The organism is Brevibacillus brevis (genome assembly GCF_022026395.1).
In the GTDB taxonomy this organism is placed as follows: Bacteria; Bacillota; Bacilli; order Brevibacillales; family Brevibacillaceae; genus Brevibacillus.
The window spans coordinates 2829364-2846507 of the sequence record NZ_CP041767.1 but is presented as its reverse complement, the minus strand read 5'-3'; the positions used below and the strand labels follow the sequence as shown (position 1 = coordinate 2846507).

The following is a 17144-nucleotide window of genomic DNA, read 5'->3' as shown; positions in this document are numbered from 1 at the left end:
AAACCTATCTCAAATCGAGATAAATGGGTAAGGTGGGAGTATTCATGGAGCTACGACAGATTCAATACTTCATCGAGGTTGCCAAACGAGAGCATTTCACCGAAGCCTCACATCATTTGCACGTCGCCCAATCTGCCCTCAGTCGGCAAATCGCCAATTTGGAGGAGGAGCTTGGTGTTTCCTTGTTCCTCCGCGAAGGTCGCAATATCAAGCTGACGGCAGTTGGTAAAATCTTTTTACAGCACGTCGAAATGGCGATGAACGAAATTGAGAAAGCGAAGGAAAAGATCGAGGAGTTCCTTGACCCGTCACGGGGCACGATTCGTGTTGGTTTTACGAGCAGCCTTGCAGCCAATCCCCTTCCGACGGTCATCTCAGGTTTTCGGGCTCGGTATCCGGACATCGGCTTTCAATTGAAGCAAGGTTCTTATCAGGGATTGATCAGCTCGGTCATCAACGGAGAAATTGACCTGGCTTTTCTTGGACCTGTTCCCACTCAGGAAAAAAATGTGCGCAGCTACATCTTTTTCGCTGAAAATATCGTGGCACTCCTGCCCGCGAAGCACCCGCTGTCCAAACAGCCAAGCTTGCGTCTCAGTCAATTGCAGGAAGATACCTTTGTGTTGTTTCCACCCGGTTTCATCCTCCGCAATATCGCAGTCAATGCTTGCTCGCAAATGGGCTTTTCTCCTAAAGTTGCGTTTGAAGGGGAAGACATCGATGCCATTAAAGGGTTGGTGGCAGCGGGCTTGGGCGTCACTTTGTTGCCAGAGCTTACCTTAACGGATAACGTTCCTCGTGAGACAGTGAAAATCCCGATAAGTGAGCCATTGGTGACGCGAACAGTGGGCATTATCATCCCCAACAACCGGGAGCTCCCCCCTTCCGAAAAGCTTTTTTATCATTTTCTGAAAGAGTTTTTTGATGTGCTGAGTAAGTACAGTTAAACTACTGACAGACAGTTGTCAGTAGTCGATCCTTATAATCGGAAGTACCATCCATTTTAAGGAGGAACTTCGATGATGATGAGTCACACCCAAACCTTGCGGGGCTTTGCTACGATCAGTTATTGGGCGGATGATGTGCAGGCGGCAAAAAAGTGGTACACAGAACTACTGGGCTATGCGCCATATTTCGAACGCTCTGGACCAGATGGACAGCTCGCCTATGTCGAGTTTCGCATTGGCGACTACAAGCACGAGCTAGGCCTCATTGATCGCCGTTTCGCACCTGCTAAAGCGGTACCTGATCCGGGCGGAGCTGTGATGTACTGGCACGTCGACGATATCGAATCCGTACTGGAAAAGTTGTTATCCATGGGAGCAAGAGAGTACGAACCTTTGGTCCAGCGAGGTGACGGATTCATTACGGCTTCTGTCCTTGATCCATTTGGGAATGTCCTCGGCATCATGTACAATGCACACTACCTGGAGATTCTCGCTTCTTTTCAACAAGAGTAAGAAAAAGTCCTGATGAACAATGCATCAGGACTTTTTGTATCGATCTCCGTATTTTAAAAAATAGTTGGCACCATGCCCCCGTCCATACGAATTGGTGAACCTTTAAATGCGGTTGCATAAGGGCTGGATACAAATGCTACCAGCCTGCCTATTTCAAAAGGCTTGATAAACCGCTGTAACTCGGATTGAGGGAGGTTAGCTGCCATAAATTGCTTCTCTTTTTCCGAAAATGCCATATCATCAGAAAACAAACGATCAATGATTTGATAGACATTTTCGGAAAGCGTTGGACCTGGCATGATTGTATTGGAGGTGACTTCTGTTCCTACCGTTCGTTTCGATAGGCTTTTTGACAGTGATAATAGCATCGACTTCGTCATGCAATACTGAGGCATTTGCCCTGAAGGCATGATCGCTTCTTCACTTGCGATAAAGATGATTCGTCCATAATTGTTCTTCAACATGTTAGGCAAGTAAAATTTAGATAATCCATTCGCGGCAAGGACATTTGTTCGGAAGTATTTTTCCCATACTTCATCGTCAACGTCTTCATAGGACATGATCTCATAAATACCCATATTGTTAACGAGAATATCTACATGGGGATATTTCTCAAATAAAGCTTCTCTTTGCTGCCTATCCACAAGATCGGCCGTAGCATTCTGAGGAGAAGTATCCGGGAATTCCGACTTCAATTCATTTACGATACGTTCTACCTCTTGATCATTCCGTCCATTTACGAGGACATTGACGCCTTCTCTGGCAAGCTCAATGGCAATTGCTTTCCCAATACCCTTCGTCGATCCAGTAACTAAAGCAGTTTTGTTCCTTAATCCCATATCCATAACACTTGTCTCCTTTGTTGTCATCTACGGCAAGCTTGACTAGAAGTTCATCTTGGAACATCCTTGTGCTCCGGATAGAGATTATCGTACTTTTTCTGGATCGTTGGGTAACTAGCGTACTGCGCCAAAATTCTTGCTGAACCCGCCAAATATGAGAAACCGTAAAAATGCTAGCCCTGGGAGGAACGGGTTAGGTCACGGATTCTATGACGACGGGATTGACCTGAGAGTTTTGGAACGCCAATTTGAAGGTGTATCGCCTTCCCAAAGGCGAAAGGCCCGGTAAAATGAGTTCTGATCCTCATATCCAAGTAAAAAAGCCACTTCTTTTATATCGAGCTTGGGGTCAGCCAAGTATTCTCGTGCCTGTTCATGCCGTGCCTTTGTTAACAGTTGCTTGAACGTTGTGCATTCATCCGTAAGTCTGCGCTGCAAAGTACGATCACTCATGCCCAACTCGCTCGCTACAGCTCGAATATCAAGGCGACCTCCGGTTAGACCTCTCTTCAAAATCCACTTGACCATCTCAGCAACGGAATGACTGTACTGTTCATCCAATGATCGGTCCAATACAGGTGTCAATATCTCCAGCAATTCTTTGTTATACGAAAGAAAGAGGCGGTCTAGGTCCCGGCGATGGAGTGTTAATCGGTTATCGGTGGTGCCAATCCGTATCGGACAACCGAAGTAAGCTTCAAGAGCAGTGACATCCCCCATCAAATGAGAAAATTCCACGGACTGTGCGGTTAATCGCTTGCCCGTGCCCCGTCGTCCAAGTTCTAAAAGAAAGGCGAGCGTGGTTCCAACCAAGACTGGTGGTCCGGGTTGCTCACTATGCATCCACTTCAATTCGATTGTACAGTGCTCTCCCTCCTCTGTTATACGCAACCTTTCCGGAGGGCACAGTTGTTTGTACCGTACCATTCGATTAAGCGCGTCGCGATAGTCACGAGCATGGTAGGTCGCTAAAACAGTGGGTGGGTATTGTGCCGTTTCAAAGTTGGTTGAAAGTGTGACGATTGCAGTAGCAATGTCACCAACTAGATCAGAGTACGCTTGCCAGATTGTGAAATATTGGGCAGTGGTGACTACAGCTGGTTCTGTAAGAATGGTGAGCGGCAGGCGCGCTTTGCGAACGAGCTCGTCGGGGGCAATCCCTAGTCGTTGTAATCCCGCCCAAAATCCCGCCGGGAATTTTATTCGGTCTGATTTCATTACGTATGGATCTCCTTTAGTTGCTTACCGATTCGTTCCGCTTATGCTTAAGTATACATGAAGGTGATCGTATGCGTACTTTTTGGCTTGCCAAGCATCTGGAAAAGCTCAATAAGTTTCCTATTATATCGCGGAAGAAACCGACGAACATACCCCTCCCCCATCTCTGGATGCAGGGACAGATTTGTACAACGCATATGCTAATCATTCTCAAATTATAGCGAAAGGCGGAAAGTTCTACTATGATATGGGAATAGTGGCACATTTCAGCAAGAGAGGTGAAGTTCTTATGCTAGATTTAGCAAGTCCTGTATGGGGGAAGCTACATGGTCCTTATGGTCTTTCCGATCACATCCCTGCGCTCATCCAGCATATTCAGCACGACTATTTTTCCGAGGAAAAAGAAGAGTTGTATTGGGAGCTTCTGTATCATCAAAATACGATTTATCCATGTACATATGCTGCGGTCCCCTATTTAGTTGAGATCGCACGAAAAACAGAGAGCCCCGATATTTTGTTGGACATCTTCATAACCTGCGGCATGTTCGAAGCCAGTAGCGAAAATGCGCCTCATCTGGAAATACCATCGGAGTTTTTACGAGATCAGATACCATTATTGGATCAAGATACCATTATTGGATCAAGATACCATCAGAGATATCTATCGGGAATACCGACAGGCCATTCTCTCTTTGACAGAGAAGACAGAATCGATTCTTCACCTAGCACGGATGGGAGAGCATAATGCAGAGAAGCGCTACATACTAGCTGCGAACGCTGCGTTTCGTGGGGACAAAGACATTGCCAACATGCTTCTCACCTTTTCGGCGGGAGACGAATATGTAACGGTGTGTCCAACGTGCGATCAGTCTATCTATATATGGCCAGATGAGGAAGAGGGAGTCTTGTATGGTTACGAAGAAGACCCCGTTTTTCATGATAAAGCGAAACGACTTTCAATCATCACCAAAAGACCGGACACTACAAACGACAGCGGACTTCAGGGATTATACCAAAGTGCGCTTGCAATTGAGGATAAAACGCTGCTTGCCCACCTTCCTTATCTTGCTGGTGAATTGAACTGCTGCTCATGCGACACCCCTATCCAAGTTTGGACGGGACTTTTTCCATAATCAGCAAAAAGGCCCCAGCTAATGCCGTGGCCTTTTTGCTTTAGATTGCAGATACATCTGCCAAGGAGCCTTTCGTTGCTTGTAACAAGCCCTCTACTGCCATCTCGATCTGGACGCCAATGTTTCCACCACTGACGATAATCGACTCTAGCGATTGTGCTCGTTGATCAATCACCGTCGGAAACAATTTCTTCATCCCGACTGGCGAACATCCACCACGAATATAGCCGGATACCTTTGTGATTTCCTTCACGGGAATCATCTCGATCTTCTTCTCGCCGACTGCTTTCGCCGCTTTTTTGAGGTCAAGCTCGGCTTCAACGGGAATGACAAACACATAATATGATTTGCTCGTCCCTTGCGAAATCAAAGTTTTATAGACAACGTTCTCTTCGCGACCGATCTTTTGGGCGACAGCGACTCCGTCGATTTTCCCATCATCCGTTGCATATGTCAGCATGGTGTATGCGATTTTTTCTTTATCCAATATCCGCATCGCATTCGTTTTTCCTTGCTTCACGCCATTCCACCTCCACTCCACGCTGGTCAACAAAATATAATCTATCTTAGGGGATGGCGTTCTACTTTTCAACCCAAAAACGCCACTGACACAAGCATGTCAGCGGCGCCTCATGTTATTGAATCGTTACTTCGTCAATCTCGATATGGCCTGCAGGGCTAATCCATACACCCTGTACATTCTTTTGAATCGCCGCTAGGTTCTCGGAGAATCGGAACGGAATGAGCGGTGCTTCAGTCATTTCGATTTGTTGTGCCTTTTCATAGAGTTGCTTTCGTTTTTCTGCGTCTGTTTCTCTGCGTCCTTCGTCAATCAGCTTGTCTACTTCCGGATTGTTGTAGAACGAATGGTTACCAGGTGCGCCATGTGCTTTCGAATGATACAGGTTCGATTGATTGTAGTCGGCATCGCCTGTAGCATTTCCCCATCCACTCATGAACAGGTCTGTCTCCCCTTTGGATGCTGCTTCGATATACGCCCCGAATTCCATCACATCCAGTTGCAGATCAATACCGATTGGCTTCAGTTGTTGTTGCAAAACCTCGGCTACGCTAATTCGTGCTTTGTTATCATTCAACGCGATTTTTGCTTTGAAGCCATTTGGATAACCAGCCTCTGCGAGCAATTGCTTCGCTTTCTCGACGTCATACGGAATGTCTTTTACATTCGGGCTGTACCCAACCATCGCTGGTGTAATCGAGGAGTGAGCTGGTGTTCCCACACTGTTGTAAACGCCTTCAATAATGGTTTTCTTGTCGATGGCGTGGGCAATGGCTTGGCGAACACGCACATCATCAAACGGCTTTTTCTTTGTATTCAATCCGATGTGGTCGACAGAGAACCCAGGGTATCGACCCAATTGCATGGATGGAGAATTTTGTACGCGATCGATGTCACTCACAGGCAAGTTTTCTGCCACTTGAACTTCTCCTGTCTCAACCATGGCAAGGCGAGTTGTGTCTTCCGGTACGGTTTTGAAAACGACTTTATCCAAATTCGTTGTACCGCCATAGTAGCTATCGTTTCTCACCAGAACCACTTCTTGACCCGGCGTCCATTTTTCGAATTTGTACGGGCCTGTACCGGTTGGATGCTTGCTCAAATCTTTTCCATATTGTTCAATGGCTTTCGGGCTGATAATGCTTCCCTCTGCACTCGCCAAAACAGACAAGAGTGGTGAGTACGGGTAATTCAGTAGAAATTGTACCGTGTACTCATCTACTACTTTCACTTCTTTGATTGCTTCAAACATGTTAATCCGACTGGAGCCAACGGCAGGGTCTTGAACACGAGCGATCGTTGCTTTTACCGCTTCCGCATTGAAAGGTGCCCCATCATGGAACGTCACACCTTGACGAAGCTTGAACTCCCATGTCAAGTCATCGAGCTGTTTCCATTCACTTGCCAGGGATGGGACGTATTTGCTTTCTTTATCCATGCGGACAAGCCCTTCATATACTTTGTGATGAACGATTGCTGCAGAAGGGATTTGGGACAGGAAATGTGGATCGAGGTTGTTCGCATCGGACAGACGAGCGATGACGAGGGTTCCCCCTGTTTTGCCAGCTTCCGCAGTACCCCCTGCTTGTCCGGCGCTAGTCGACGCATCCTGCCCCGACGAACACCCAGCCAATGCCGCAGATACCGCGATTGTCATGGCAATCAGCGTGTGATAAAAGCTTTTCTTTTTCATCTGTGTTCCCCCAATTCTTGTTGCAAATGTTTTAGCATTCAAACATGTTTTATTTTAGACAATATTCAGTCATTGTATTTTCACTTTGTTTACCTTTATTTTCAGTTTCTTTACAACTTGATAAATAAACAAAAAAGAGAGACTCCTCAAGAATCTCTCTTTCTTCACTGGACTCTATTACGATGATCGAGTCAAAGGCTTTTTCATCATATTGATGTACTGCACCACATACAAATATTGCTGCGTTAGCAACTCGGCATCTGCTTTTACTTCCTGCAAATAGCGATTGCCCTCCACATGCAGATCTTCTATCAATGAGCCCAGAAAGCTCATATCGTATTCGGTTGCGAGCTCTTGCAGTTTTTTCAATTCCTGCAAATCTTGCTTATCAAGTTTATGGATTCCTTTGAGTAACAAGCGTTCCTGCCAATCAGTTAGCTTTTCGGTAAAGGAATATAACTCCTCCATGATTTTATGTCCACTCCCTCACCGTTTATAGGTCTAACTTGAAGCTCGTCAGCGATTTTCCCTGCATGATGCTGATGGGATAAAGCCCATCCCCTATTTTTTGCACAAGCAAATACACATCGCGCAACTCCAGCAGCCGTTTGTTTTGCTCCAGATGACGTATATTGCGGGCGAAATCCCCCTGATAGGAGATGCTCAATGGGAGGGAATAACCTTGCTCGTCTTCGATCGTCAAAATCAACTGTTGCGACTTCTGATCAAAATCGACTTGATTGAACTTGTTCGCTTTCAATAGAAAAACCGAGTCCAAAGCAGTTTCAAACATATCGCCTGCCGCGTCCTTCCAGTCACTTGACCAGTCGCAAACGAGCACCTTGCCGAGATCCAGCTCTTCGATGCTGTCCCTGGGAACGATGGTTAGCCGCGTCTCTTCACTGGAAGACAAGCGCTGCTCCCGATTCGTCTTTGCCTGTGTCAGGATGACCTGTGAATGAGAGAGCTCCTCCATGGAGATCAACCCGCCCCATGGGACCTTGCCTTTATAGCTGTCCTTAAAGGAAAACGATATGCCCTCATAATATACGGGGCGCGCTTCTGTATACGTGTAAATGCGTTGATCAGAAAGCGAATAAAAGTAATACGTAATCCCCTTGTACCCTGACCGTGTCTCCCATGGATTTGCTCCCAATGCATACAGACTTAACTGTGGAACCATATGGTACTTGCTTTTGAAGCTGCCGAGCAGCTGCTTTTTCGCTTCGATGTGATCGGTCTTCTCTATGGCAAGCAAACTGAGATACACCCGGGAAAGTCGGTCGAGCAGCGCTTCCGTCGAAAACTTGACATGACGCTGAAAAAATAAGTTCAGCTCCCCATGAATGCCGCGTAGGTCTTTTTCCACCCGGGGAAGATTGCCGTTATGCGCAGCAATAGCAAGCAGCTCCAGCCGTGTACAAATCGTTTGGGATAGCTTCGCCAAGCCGATGCCAAGAATCTCTGCGATTATCGCTTTGGCTTCCGCTACGACATCGGTTTCGTAGCTGACATCGGTTACAGATGCTTGTAACTGCTCCCGATCCTGTAGCTGATGCATGGCCCGATAGCGTAAAATGACCTCCAGCTTGTGCAAGCAATTGCCTTTCGCCTTGCAGGTGCACATGCTCTTCCCGATCTCCGATTCACTGTCAAAAGATACGGAAATATCTTGGGTGCGCAATGTCATGGTTAAGAAGGATGTTTCAACGACCTCCATCTCCTCGAAATAGTCGAGGCGAAACAGCACTTCTTCCAGCTGTGCTGGGGTAAAAGCCTTGCTAATGTGAGACGGCTGCAATTGCAAGAGCCAGCTAAAGTCAGGCTTGTAGGTCTCCAGCTCTTCCCCAGTCTCTGCTCCTGCTTGCAAGTGGTTTTTGGCATAGTAGACGATGGCGATGATAACATGCTTGCAAATCTTGTCTGATGGACATGAGCAGGAAAAGCGATCAATATCTGCATGAAGTCGGCATACGCTGTCATCTGACAGCGCACACTCGACGTAATCGTCCCCGAACTCGTAGGAAACGGACATTCCTTTTTCCATTTCCTTGATGGAACGATTGTAAATGCCTTTGTTCGCGTATTTGATCAGATACTCTTCGTTGCACAGCGCGATAAACCGATGAAATTCTGATGTGAAATCCGCCATCGTTATTTTCCTGCTGCTCGCATGACATCATAGACGGTTTCGCTGAAAATGCGTGTTGGAATATCAGTGAGCTTCAGTCGATCCACTGGTTTGAAGTAAAAATGCTTGTACTCGGCATCTTTGTTTGGAAAGAAAGCCAACGTTTCCAGCTTCACATCCTCCATTCCTTCCCAGTACGAAATGCTCGCCCCGCTGATTTTCAGCTCAGCCACCATACCGTCATACAGTTTGTAAAACTCGTAATAATAACCGGCATCGAGCGGGGTTCCTTTAACCCAGCCGAATTTCTCCATCATTTTCGCAAAAGCAGTAGGTGAATACGATTCAACAGGCAGGCGGAGCAATTCATTGGCTTTTATTTCTTCTTCCGTTGGCAGGAACGCTTCACGGCTCAACTGCTCGAACGGTTGCGTAATTTCGTAATCTTCCAGCTGAGTACGCCAGCCGTTCAACGTCTCTTCGTCCAGCTCCAGTGGGTGAATCAAGCCAATAAGCTGCTCATCTGCCAACTCATACTCATCCTCGTCCACGGTGTTAAATGTCCCATCGTCCATATAGCGGAACGTATCTACGAGTTTTCCATCCTCGTATACACCCCAGATGAGCCCGATTGCGAATTTTTGCATCAACACGTTCTCCACAAATAGACGTTTCCACGCTTCCGTTGACCAATAACGTGATTTGGACAGGGACTCCTCCAGACGAAGAGATTGCACTTTCACCATATTTTTCAGGTCTTTTTTCAATTGGGCAAAAGTCAATCGCGCTTGTTCTGCCTTCTCCTGATCGTCTTTCGCAGACGGTGCAGGCAGATTTTTGACCGCTTTTCCTGTGCTGTCGTTCGTAACTTCCAGCTCCAGCTCGTTGCTGACTTTGACCGTGAAGGTGCGGTCGCCGTAGTCAAAGACTTGCTTGCCAGACGCATCGAAGCCAAGCGTCGTGACCAATCGGTCTTCCAGTTCCATCGCGGAAATGTTCTGATTGGCAGCCGCCATAGACAGCGCCTCTTCTGCGGCTGATTTGACTTGCCTGTTTTTGATCGTACGTTTAATCTGGTCGATTAGACGCAGCGCAGTCAAATCATTCGAGAAAGACAGAGCACGTACGCCATCCGCAGCCAAAGCTCCGCGAGAGTGATCTGTCCACTCCTTAATCAACTGACCAAGCGTATCGACTATACGACGATCTCCAAAAGCAACGCAAAGCGGCATGACCCATTTTTCTTTGGCTACTGCTCCATTATCGACCCAACTGCGCAAAACTTCCGTGGTAAAGTCAGCAACAGATGCCGCTTGCAGAGACGGTTTCAAGTCAAGTACCAACTGGTTTGGCGCTGTCGGGAAATCGATTGAGGCGGTGAGCATGTACTCCATTACTTCCTGACCTAGCTCGTTGCCGTCTTGGTCGCGAAGGACTGGCATGCGCTCCAGAGGCATCCATTTAATCCGTGTGAGCTTGCGCTTGTCGGTCAGGTTGCCTAAATGAGTCAAGCTCGCATCTGGCCCTTGTTCCTCGGCGTCGATAAATGTTTGCAGCAGCGTTTTAAATTTGCTGCTCTTTTCATTTGTCAGTAGCTCTTGGAAAATGACCTTGTTATTGTCCAGGGAGCGAATCGCATCCAGCGCCATTTCTTTAACCTTTGCTTTTTTCTCGGTTTGATAAACGTGCAAATAAAGCTCCTTGTCTTTGGCCTGAAGAAACGCCGCACCAGCAAGGCCGCTCACTTTCTTCGAGCTGTCACCCAACCCGAGCAGAATCGCTTGGTTGCGCAATTCTTCTGACAGCGTCTCCTTTGCCGCTAATAGGGTTTGCATCACAAACACGCGAAGCTCCGTATCCAGCTTATCAAATTGAGCCAGACTCATTTCCGGATTCGCTACGACCAACGAACGATACACCTCTTCTTTGACGTCTGTGTAATAATAATGATTCTCCTTGATCGACAAAATCTGATAGAACAGCGTCTGGATATCTACAGCTTCGTCCTTCCGGTAATGATCGATGATACCGGTCAATCGCTCCTGGAACGCATGAGCGAAGCACATATGGCCTACTCTGCGGTTGGACTTGTCTTTGTATTGGCACATGAACGGAATCAGACGCGCAATAAACGGATGATCCACAGGCAAGAAGCTCAGCAGGATCATTTGCTGTCTTACAAGTTGTACGTCCTCCAGATGCACATGCTCGAGCACATCCTCGAGTACTGCTTTGTCATCCAGATAGTTCGCCAGCTTTGTCGATCCCTTTGCACGACGCAACGCGTCTTGAATAATCGCTTCCAGAGATGGCTGGAAATTGGAGAGATCCACGCCTTCTGCCGCCAGCGTTTTGTATAAAAATCCTTTGACCATCGGGATCGAAGCAAGCTCCAGTGCTCGTCTTGATTTCGTTACGTCTTCCTGCACCAGCTGCTTCACTTGCTCCCAATTGGTCGGAGGGGATAGCAAATGCTCGCGAAGTCCCAGCAGTAGATCGTAAGGCTCATCCATGTGTACGAGGTTAGACAGTCTCTTATCTTCGGCCAAGATATCGAGCGGGAACATGTCAAAAAGGATTTGCAAGGTGTCGTGCAGCTCCCGATCGATCTCCTCTTCCTTCTTCAGGAATGCACTGGTCCCGCCTTTTACGTGAATGCGGAAATACAGCAAGCTGATGACTAGCTCCATATAACGCTTCAAATGTTTCTGATTCAAAAGGGAGCCTTCCTTTACTTGCTCTCCTGGGTAATACTTTTCTCGCAACGCAGCCTTTTTCTCTTTGACGTACGAAGGGTACAACGACTCGTTGGTCAGCAAATTGTTACTCGAAAACTGCATGGTCACGATTTCTTTGGCAATGGTATGCAGTTCTTTTATATATTCACGCGTATCACCCGTAACTAGGTAATAGTAGCTCGGCATTAGCTTTTCTTTTGCTTCCTCCAATAAGCTCGGAGAAATCGAGTACGCATACGAAATGAATAGCAAAAATTCGGCCCGATCAAATGTCGAGGAGTAATCACGGCTGATGCTTACGCGATAATCCTCCGCGGCTTTTAACATAAATTCGGCAAACAACGCATGTCCGAAATGCTCGATCGTTTTTCTCATTGCTTCCAATGCTTTCTGATCTTTTGCCCGGATATCAGCATCACTGATGTCCTTCATACCTTGAAGTTCGATCTGATCCAGGAAGCACTCATCCATCACATTTTTCTTATCGTAAAAACGGTTGCTTGCCTTGTAAATCAGTACAGCTGCTCGATAGAAAGCCAGCTCCTCGCCGCGTTTTTTCAGCTTGTCAAATTCGGATCGAACCGTATAGCTGTAAAACCTCGGGTCCTCTACGATTGCCGGGCATTCGTCTGTGTCGCCTGCAATGTAATCATTGATTTGATCGTACAAATGCTTGTTTCGATCACTTGCACTGATAAACTCCTCCACAAATTTCTTCGTAACCGGATTCAGATCTGTCTTTCGTAAAACCATTCCTTACTCCTCCTTCTTTCTATCTCTATTTGATAACCTTACCTATCCATTGCGCGAGCTCATCAGGCGTGATCGCAGCAACATTTGCTCCCATATCACTCAAAACCCGTGCAGCATGCTGGTTGTACGTAGCGTTGCCATTGAAATCCAAAGCCGTCAGCACTAAGAACTTGCAGCCCGCATCAATAATTTCCTTGCTTTGGCGATACATTTCCTTGATCGGATAGCCTTCCTCCAAATCGCTGACGAGGATAAATATCGTCTTGGATGGATTTTCGAGTAGTGATCTTCCGTATTTGAGCGCCTGGGCAATATGAGTCCCCCCACCAAGTTGCACACTCATCAGCACATCGACCGGATCATCCAGTCTATCGCTCAAATCAACGACCTTCGTATCAAAAATAACCAAATGCGTTTTCAAGGCAGCAAGCTTGTAAAAAATACTTGCCATAACGGAGCTGTAAATCACAGAGTCCATCATACTTCCGCTCTCGTCCACGACAATGACGATGTTCCATTTGTTGTGATGCTGAATATTGCTGTGGAAATACAGGTCATCAATGATAAAACGGCTTTTTTTGTGATCGTAGTTCTTCAAATTTTTCCGAATCGTTTTATGCACATCCAGATTTTTCATCGACTTTGTATAACCGCGTTTGTGGCGATTGCGTTTGCCGACGATACTGGTCTGCACTTCATTCTCAAGCTGACGCCGCAGATCGTCTACGACCTTGCGTACAATTTCCTTTGCACTTTTTACGACCTCTCCTTTCATCCTGCCTTTGAATTGGAGGATGTTTTTCAAGAGGGTCATGTTGGGTTCCATGCTTTCCAACACTTTTTTGTCTGTCAAGAGCTCTGTCATGTTATAGCGGTCCAGAGCTTGCCGCTCGAGGATTTCCACCGTCTTTTTGGGAAACAGCTTGCGGATTTTATTCAGCCAGACGGGAACCGTCAATGCCGAATCTCCTCGGCCGCCTTCTTTTCGATAGCCTTGCTCTTCTCCGTATTCACGGTTGTATAAAAATTCAAGAATCGAGTCCAGTTCCTGATAGGAAAACTCGGATGATTGATAGACCCCGCTGCCTTCCAAAGATTCCTCGGCATGAGAGCCCAATAATAACCGCCAGCGATTCAAGGCTTCGCGGCTCAAATCAGGTTCCATTTGGCAAACTCCTCCTTGATCGCTTGATCGAGCATGCGGGCATCACGCAAAGTACGCTCATCGATGACTGGATTCGTGACTTGGTCCACCGTCGTTTGGAAGAGAGCTGCCACTTTTTCCGAGAGCATACTAATTTCCATTGGGCTAAAATATGTAAACGCCAATCGCAGTTCAGGCACCACCTGCAAAAAGTCGTCGTAGGCCAAGGATGTAATCATTTGATGCAGATCGCGCAAGATTTCCTCTTGATAAAAGAGGTAGTCACGAGCCACGATAAAAACGCCATGTAAATACGAGGCAGTATGAAGCATTTGCTCAGGCGAGCCGAACATATAGGCACGCGCACGTCTGGAGATTTCTGCGCGTTCGACCACTTCGAGATTGCACAAGATCGCAACCACTACCCCCTCCAGTTTCGCAGGGAGCTTGTCGTTACGCAGCAATTCCAGCAGTTGATCACTGAAAATCTCTATAGAATCATCCGCCTGTCTCTTCTCACTCAGCATGTAGAGGAATTTGAGCTGATCGGCCAACTCATCCAGTTCGTTGGGGTTCGGGTTTCCCTGCTCGACGATTTTGGTCACAGCCTGGTAATATACTTCTTCCACCAGGTTCTCCAGCCGTTCTGACTCGATCAAACCGAATAACCGTTTTTGCTCCAAAAGAATCGTGAGTGTTTTCAACGTTTTGCAAAGAGAGAGAAAATGTCCATCTTGCTTAACGGACTCTTGTACAGATTTAAAGAGTCGTTCTGACAACTCTTCCAATCCCATGACAACCGCCATCAAAAGCCATTTTGCCAGTTCATGGCTCTGGTGCTGCGGCAGTTCTTTTACCATATCGGCTAGCTTATGGGCAGCCGCTTCCTTCACTGTCCCACCGTAGACCGAGTTCTCGATCAGACGGGCTTCGACGAACGAGGAATAGCTGTAGCGCCATGTTTCTCGGACGAGATTGACATTTCGGTTGTTCATCCAGTCGGGTCCAGCTTCTTTGGCGCAAAATTCTGTGCCCAAGAACTGCATGCAGTGAAAAAACTGGCTGGCTTCGCGATGCGACTTCTTGGCATACAGCTCCAGCACCTTCTGATTGCGCCCTGTTGTCGTGATCGCGAGCTTTAGCGATTTGCATCTGTCTTTGCAATCTCGAACGATAGGCACATCCAGTGAATTTGGGGCCACTTCACCGATTCCATCTCCGGTCAACAGCTCTCGCAATGTCTCGATCGGCTGGGAAGTCGCAATCGACCGTTCGCCTTTTGTAAAAGCAGAGAGAACGGAATCGATCAACTCATAGGCACCGCCCTCAGCCTTTTCCCGCATAACTGCCAAGCCGTTCATGAGGCTATACGCTTCGATCGCATCCGCAGTAGACGTCGTTTCTCCTTTGTCGCGCAGTTTTTTGAGCAATTGCGGGAGGTATATCAAGGCGCTTTTCGAGAAAGGAGCACGTTCCTTCTTCTCCAGGGCCTTCCACACACTCTCGTAATAATGGACGTACGGCATCCCGCTTGCGTATCCATTCAACTGATCTGCTTCCTGGTACGTGTACACCATTGGATATATTTTCTCTTCTTGGACCTTTTGTATCTTGTAGGAAGTCTTGCGCTCCTCGATGAGCCCGTATGTATGAAAGCCCCCGGTAATCACGAGAATTCTCGCGTGCTTTTGCTTTGCCTCTGCAATTTTTTGACGCATATGCGCCTCGCGAATCAAATCGCCTTCCGCTTCCAAAGTAGCGTCATCATAGCATTTTCGCGACAAGTAGCAGTAGGCAAAGACATCCTTGACGAAATCCTGCGTCTTTTTGCGAATCCCGTCAATCTCAAAAACCTTTTCCCACAGCTCATCGAAGTTCCTGCATTTCATCGTCTGGCACAATCGCTGTATAAATTGCGAGCCTGCCAGCATGCGCTCATCGTGATAAGACAGCTTTTCATTCTTCTTTTTCAAATCATGGCCGTCTTCCAAGCTTTCGAGGCGGCTTCCGTAGCTGAGATCAATGAAAGCAGCAGGAATCTGCCGGCGTTTTGCTTCGACCAAGGCCACATACTCCGGCGAATATAGAAGAAACGGAAAGTAACATACGTATTTTTGCTCCCCTGAGGCGTACGCATAATAAATGCTCACAGGAGGCTTCGTCCGTTCATCCGTCAAAATCGGAATAATATGATTGCTATGGTCCGGGCCTTCAATCAGAATGATTTCCGGTTGATACTCTTCGATCGTTTTTTTCAAATGAAACGAGCAGGCAGGACTATGATGACGAACCGGGAAGTAGACGACCTGCTTGCTGAGATTGTAAACCTCTTCTTCGACAAATGATTTTATGAAGCGGTCCTGATCCTTTATTTGATCCATTTCTTCTCGTTGTAATAAGTTCCCCATAGACCCTCTTCCTTTGCCCGTTCTTTGACCACTTTGGTAAAGTAGGTTTTCAGGATATTTGCGTCCTTTTGGTTTTCCTTGACGACGGCTCCCAGCATATTCTGTACCAGTCGATCCATGGAAATTGGCCTGCCATCATAGTAATGGGATGTCATTGCACTCTGGACATAGACGGATACGGCTTCAGCTGTACTCATCACGGATTGAGGGGAGTCGATTTTGAATCCTTCCTTCGTCTCGCCCATGCGCAGCTCCATGAAGGTCGTCGCCAATATCTCAACCACATCGCGATCGATTTCGATGTTTACGCCACTTTGTTCCAGGATCACTTTTGCTTGGGATTCGATAATTTGGGCTTCCATTTTCACATGATTAATCGGCGCGATTGTCTCAAAGTTAAAACGGCGTTTGAGCGCGCTGCTCATTTCATTGACGCCTTTGTCCCGCAGGTTCGCTGTTGCAATGATATTAAAACCGGGCTTTGCAAACAGGATGCCGTCTGACAGCTCGGGAATGTTCATCACCTTGTCACTCAAAATACTAATCAACACGTCTTGAACCTCAAAAGGACAACGGGTAATCTCTTCAAAACGGGTAATGATTCCTTTACTCATTCCGGTGTACAGCGGGGAGGGAACCAACGCTTGCAGAGAAGGACCTTTGTCCAGCAACATCGCGTAGTTCCAGGAGTATTTGATCATATCCTCCGTCGTTCCCGCGGTGCCTTGGATCGTATTCGTGCTTGTACCGGAGATGGCCGCAGACAGCAGCTCAGACAGCATCGTTTTTGCCGTTCCAGGCTCACCAACTAGCATCAAACCGCGATTGCCTGCCAACGTGACGATCGCGCGCTCAATAAGCACATCGTCTCCATAAAACTTTTTCGTAATCGGTATACTTTCACCCTCATAAGAGAGAGGTTCATCCGTTCCTAAAATAAAGTCGCGCACAGCTCTGGGCGACATCAGCCAATTGGGAGGTTTTGCCCCTTTATCATGGGATCGCAGCGCATTCAGCTGTTTGTCATATAACACTTCCATAGGTGGCTTCATTGTTTCCATCCAAATGCCCACTCCATTTCTGGTTGTTCTTGAAAAAATAGGT

Annotated in this window: 14 protein-coding genes; 4 read left to right on the top strand and 10 right to left on the bottom strand. The window is 47.1% G+C overall.

The window, feature by feature from the left end:
- The first annotated feature begins 44 nt into the window (after nucleotides 1-44).
- Together FO446_RS14095 and FO446_RS14090 are read left to right on the top strand one after the other, a co-directional pair.
- A complete protein-coding gene (locus tag FO446_RS14095) occupies nucleotides 45-947 on the top strand; it encodes a glutamate biosynthesis transcriptional regulator GltC (RefSeq protein ID WP_173609300.1) in 903 nt (300 codons plus the stop codon).
- Nucleotides 948-1025: 78 nt separating this feature from the next.
- Entirely contained in the window at nucleotides 1026-1460 is a 435-nt protein-coding gene (locus tag FO446_RS14090; RefSeq protein WP_173609825.1) for a VOC family protein, read from the top strand.
- 53 nt (nucleotides 1461-1513) lie between these two features.
- On the opposite strand, the gene FO446_RS14085 is transcribed toward FO446_RS14090, so the two are convergent.
- Together FO446_RS14085 and FO446_RS14080 are read right to left on the bottom strand one after the other, a co-directional pair.
- A complete protein-coding gene (locus FO446_RS14085; protein WP_173609301.1) occupies nucleotides 1514-2305 on the bottom strand; it encodes an SDR family NAD(P)-dependent oxidoreductase in 792 nt (263 codons plus the stop codon).
- 204 nt (nucleotides 2306-2509) lie between these two features.
- Nucleotides 2510-3520 carry a helix-turn-helix transcriptional regulator gene (locus FO446_RS14080; RefSeq protein WP_173609302.1) on the bottom strand — a complete coding sequence of 337 codons (1011 nt, stop codon included), beginning with the start codon at nucleotides 3518-3520 and terminating at the stop codon, nucleotides 2510-2512.
- Between the two features lie 289 nt (nucleotides 3521-3809).
- On the opposite strand from FO446_RS14080, the gene FO446_RS14075 reads away from it, so the two are divergent.
- Together FO446_RS14075 and FO446_RS14070 are read left to right on the top strand one after the other, a co-directional pair.
- Complete coding sequence (locus FO446_RS14075; RefSeq protein ID WP_237900918.1) at nucleotides 3810-4265, top strand: hypothetical protein; 456 nt, start codon at nucleotides 3810-3812, stop codon at nucleotides 4263-4265.
- A gap of 160 nt (nucleotides 4266-4425) precedes the next feature.
- Nucleotides 4426-4653 (top strand): hypothetical protein, encoded by a 228-nt coding sequence (locus FO446_RS14070; RefSeq protein WP_237900917.1) that lies wholly within the window; start codon nucleotides 4426-4428, stop codon nucleotides 4651-4653.
- Between the two features lie 40 nt (nucleotides 4654-4693).
- On the opposite strand, the gene ybaK is transcribed toward FO446_RS14070, so the two are convergent.
- From ybaK to FO446_RS14030, 8 genes are all read right to left on the bottom strand, one after another.
- Entirely contained in the window at nucleotides 4694-5173 is a 480-nt protein-coding gene (gene ybaK / locus FO446_RS14065; protein WP_221867017.1) for a Cys-tRNA(Pro) deacylase, read from the bottom strand.
- Nucleotides 5174-5288: 115 nt separating this feature from the next.
- Complete coding sequence (locus FO446_RS14060; RefSeq protein WP_237900916.1) at nucleotides 5289-6866, bottom strand: glutathione ABC transporter substrate-binding protein; 1578 nt, start codon at nucleotides 6864-6866, stop codon at nucleotides 5289-5291.
- A 177-nt stretch (nucleotides 6867-7043) separates the two neighbouring features.
- Nucleotides 7044-7334, bottom strand: coding sequence for a hypothetical protein (locus tag FO446_RS14055; protein ID WP_173609305.1), 291 nt, complete (start codon nucleotides 7332-7334; stop codon nucleotides 7044-7046).
- Nucleotides 7335-7359: 25 nt separating this feature from the next.
- Complete coding sequence (locus tag FO446_RS14050; protein WP_237900915.1) at nucleotides 7360-9018, bottom strand: hypothetical protein; 1659 nt, start codon at nucleotides 9016-9018, stop codon at nucleotides 7360-7362.
- A gap of 2 nt (nucleotides 9019-9020) precedes the next feature.
- Nucleotides 9021-12488: a DUF4132 domain-containing protein gene (locus FO446_RS14045; RefSeq protein WP_173609307.1), complete on the bottom strand. Its 3468-nt coding sequence runs from the start codon at nucleotides 12486-12488 to the stop codon at nucleotides 9021-9023.
- Between the two features lie 25 nt (nucleotides 12489-12513).
- Nucleotides 12514-13653, bottom strand: coding sequence for a VWA domain-containing protein (locus tag FO446_RS14040; protein ID WP_173609308.1), 1140 nt, complete (start codon nucleotides 13651-13653; stop codon nucleotides 12514-12516).
- On the bottom strand, nucleotides 13638-16040 hold the full coding sequence (locus FO446_RS14035; protein ID WP_173609309.1) for a DUF5682 family protein: 2403 nt from the start codon (nucleotides 16038-16040) through the stop codon (nucleotides 13638-13640). Before FO446_RS14035 ends, FO446_RS14040 begins: the two co-directional genes overlap by 16 nt.
- Nucleotides 16001-17101: an ATP-binding protein gene (locus FO446_RS14030; RefSeq protein WP_173609310.1), complete on the bottom strand. Its 1101-nt coding sequence runs from the start codon at nucleotides 17099-17101 to the stop codon at nucleotides 16001-16003. Before FO446_RS14030 ends, FO446_RS14035 begins: the two co-directional genes overlap by 40 nt.
- Nucleotides 17102-17144: the final 43 nt, after the last annotated feature.

What these genes read in the sequence shown, in the direction of transcription:
- FO446_RS14050 (WP_237900915.1), bottom strand. Translation starts at nt 9,018, where the DNA reads ATGGCGGATTTCACATCAGAATTTCATCGGTTTATCGCGCTGTGCAAC.
- FO446_RS14030 (WP_173609310.1), bottom strand. Translation starts at nt 17,101, where the DNA reads ATGGAAACAATGAAGCCACCTATGGAAGTGTTATATGACAAACAGCTG.
- FO446_RS14055 (WP_173609305.1), bottom strand. Translation starts at nt 7,334, where the DNA reads ATGGAGGAGTTATATTCCTTTACCGAAAAGCTAACTGATTGGCAGGAA.
- FO446_RS14085 (WP_173609301.1), bottom strand. Translation starts at nt 2,305, where the DNA reads ATGGATATGGGATTAAGGAACAAAACTGCTTTAGTTACTGGATCGACG.
- FO446_RS14060 (WP_237900916.1), bottom strand. Translation starts at nt 6,866, where the DNA reads ATGAAAAAGAAAAGCTTTTATCACACGCTGATTGCCATGACAATCGCG.
- FO446_RS14080 (WP_173609302.1), bottom strand. Translation starts at nt 3,520, where the DNA reads ATGAAATCAGACCGAATAAAATTCCCGGCGGGATTTTGGGCGGGATTA.
- FO446_RS14045 (WP_173609307.1), bottom strand. Translation starts at nt 12,488, where the DNA reads ATGGTTTTACGAAAGACAGATCTGAATCCGGTTACGAAGAAATTTGTG.
- FO446_RS14090 (WP_173609825.1), top strand. Translation starts at nt 1,026, where the DNA reads ATGAGTCACACCCAAACCTTGCGGGGCTTTGCTACGATCAGTTATTGG.
- FO446_RS14075 (WP_237900918.1), top strand. Translation starts at nt 3,810, where the DNA reads ATGCTAGATTTAGCAAGTCCTGTATGGGGGAAGCTACATGGTCCTTAT.
- FO446_RS14095 (WP_173609300.1), top strand. Translation starts at nt 45, where the DNA reads ATGGAGCTACGACAGATTCAATACTTCATCGAGGTTGCCAAACGAGAG.
- FO446_RS14040 (WP_173609308.1), bottom strand. Translation starts at nt 13,653, where the DNA reads ATGGAACCTGATTTGAGCCGCGAAGCCTTGAATCGCTGGCGGTTATTA.
- FO446_RS14035 (WP_173609309.1), bottom strand. Translation starts at nt 16,040, where the DNA reads ATGGGGAACTTATTACAACGAGAAGAAATGGATCAAATAAAGGATCAG.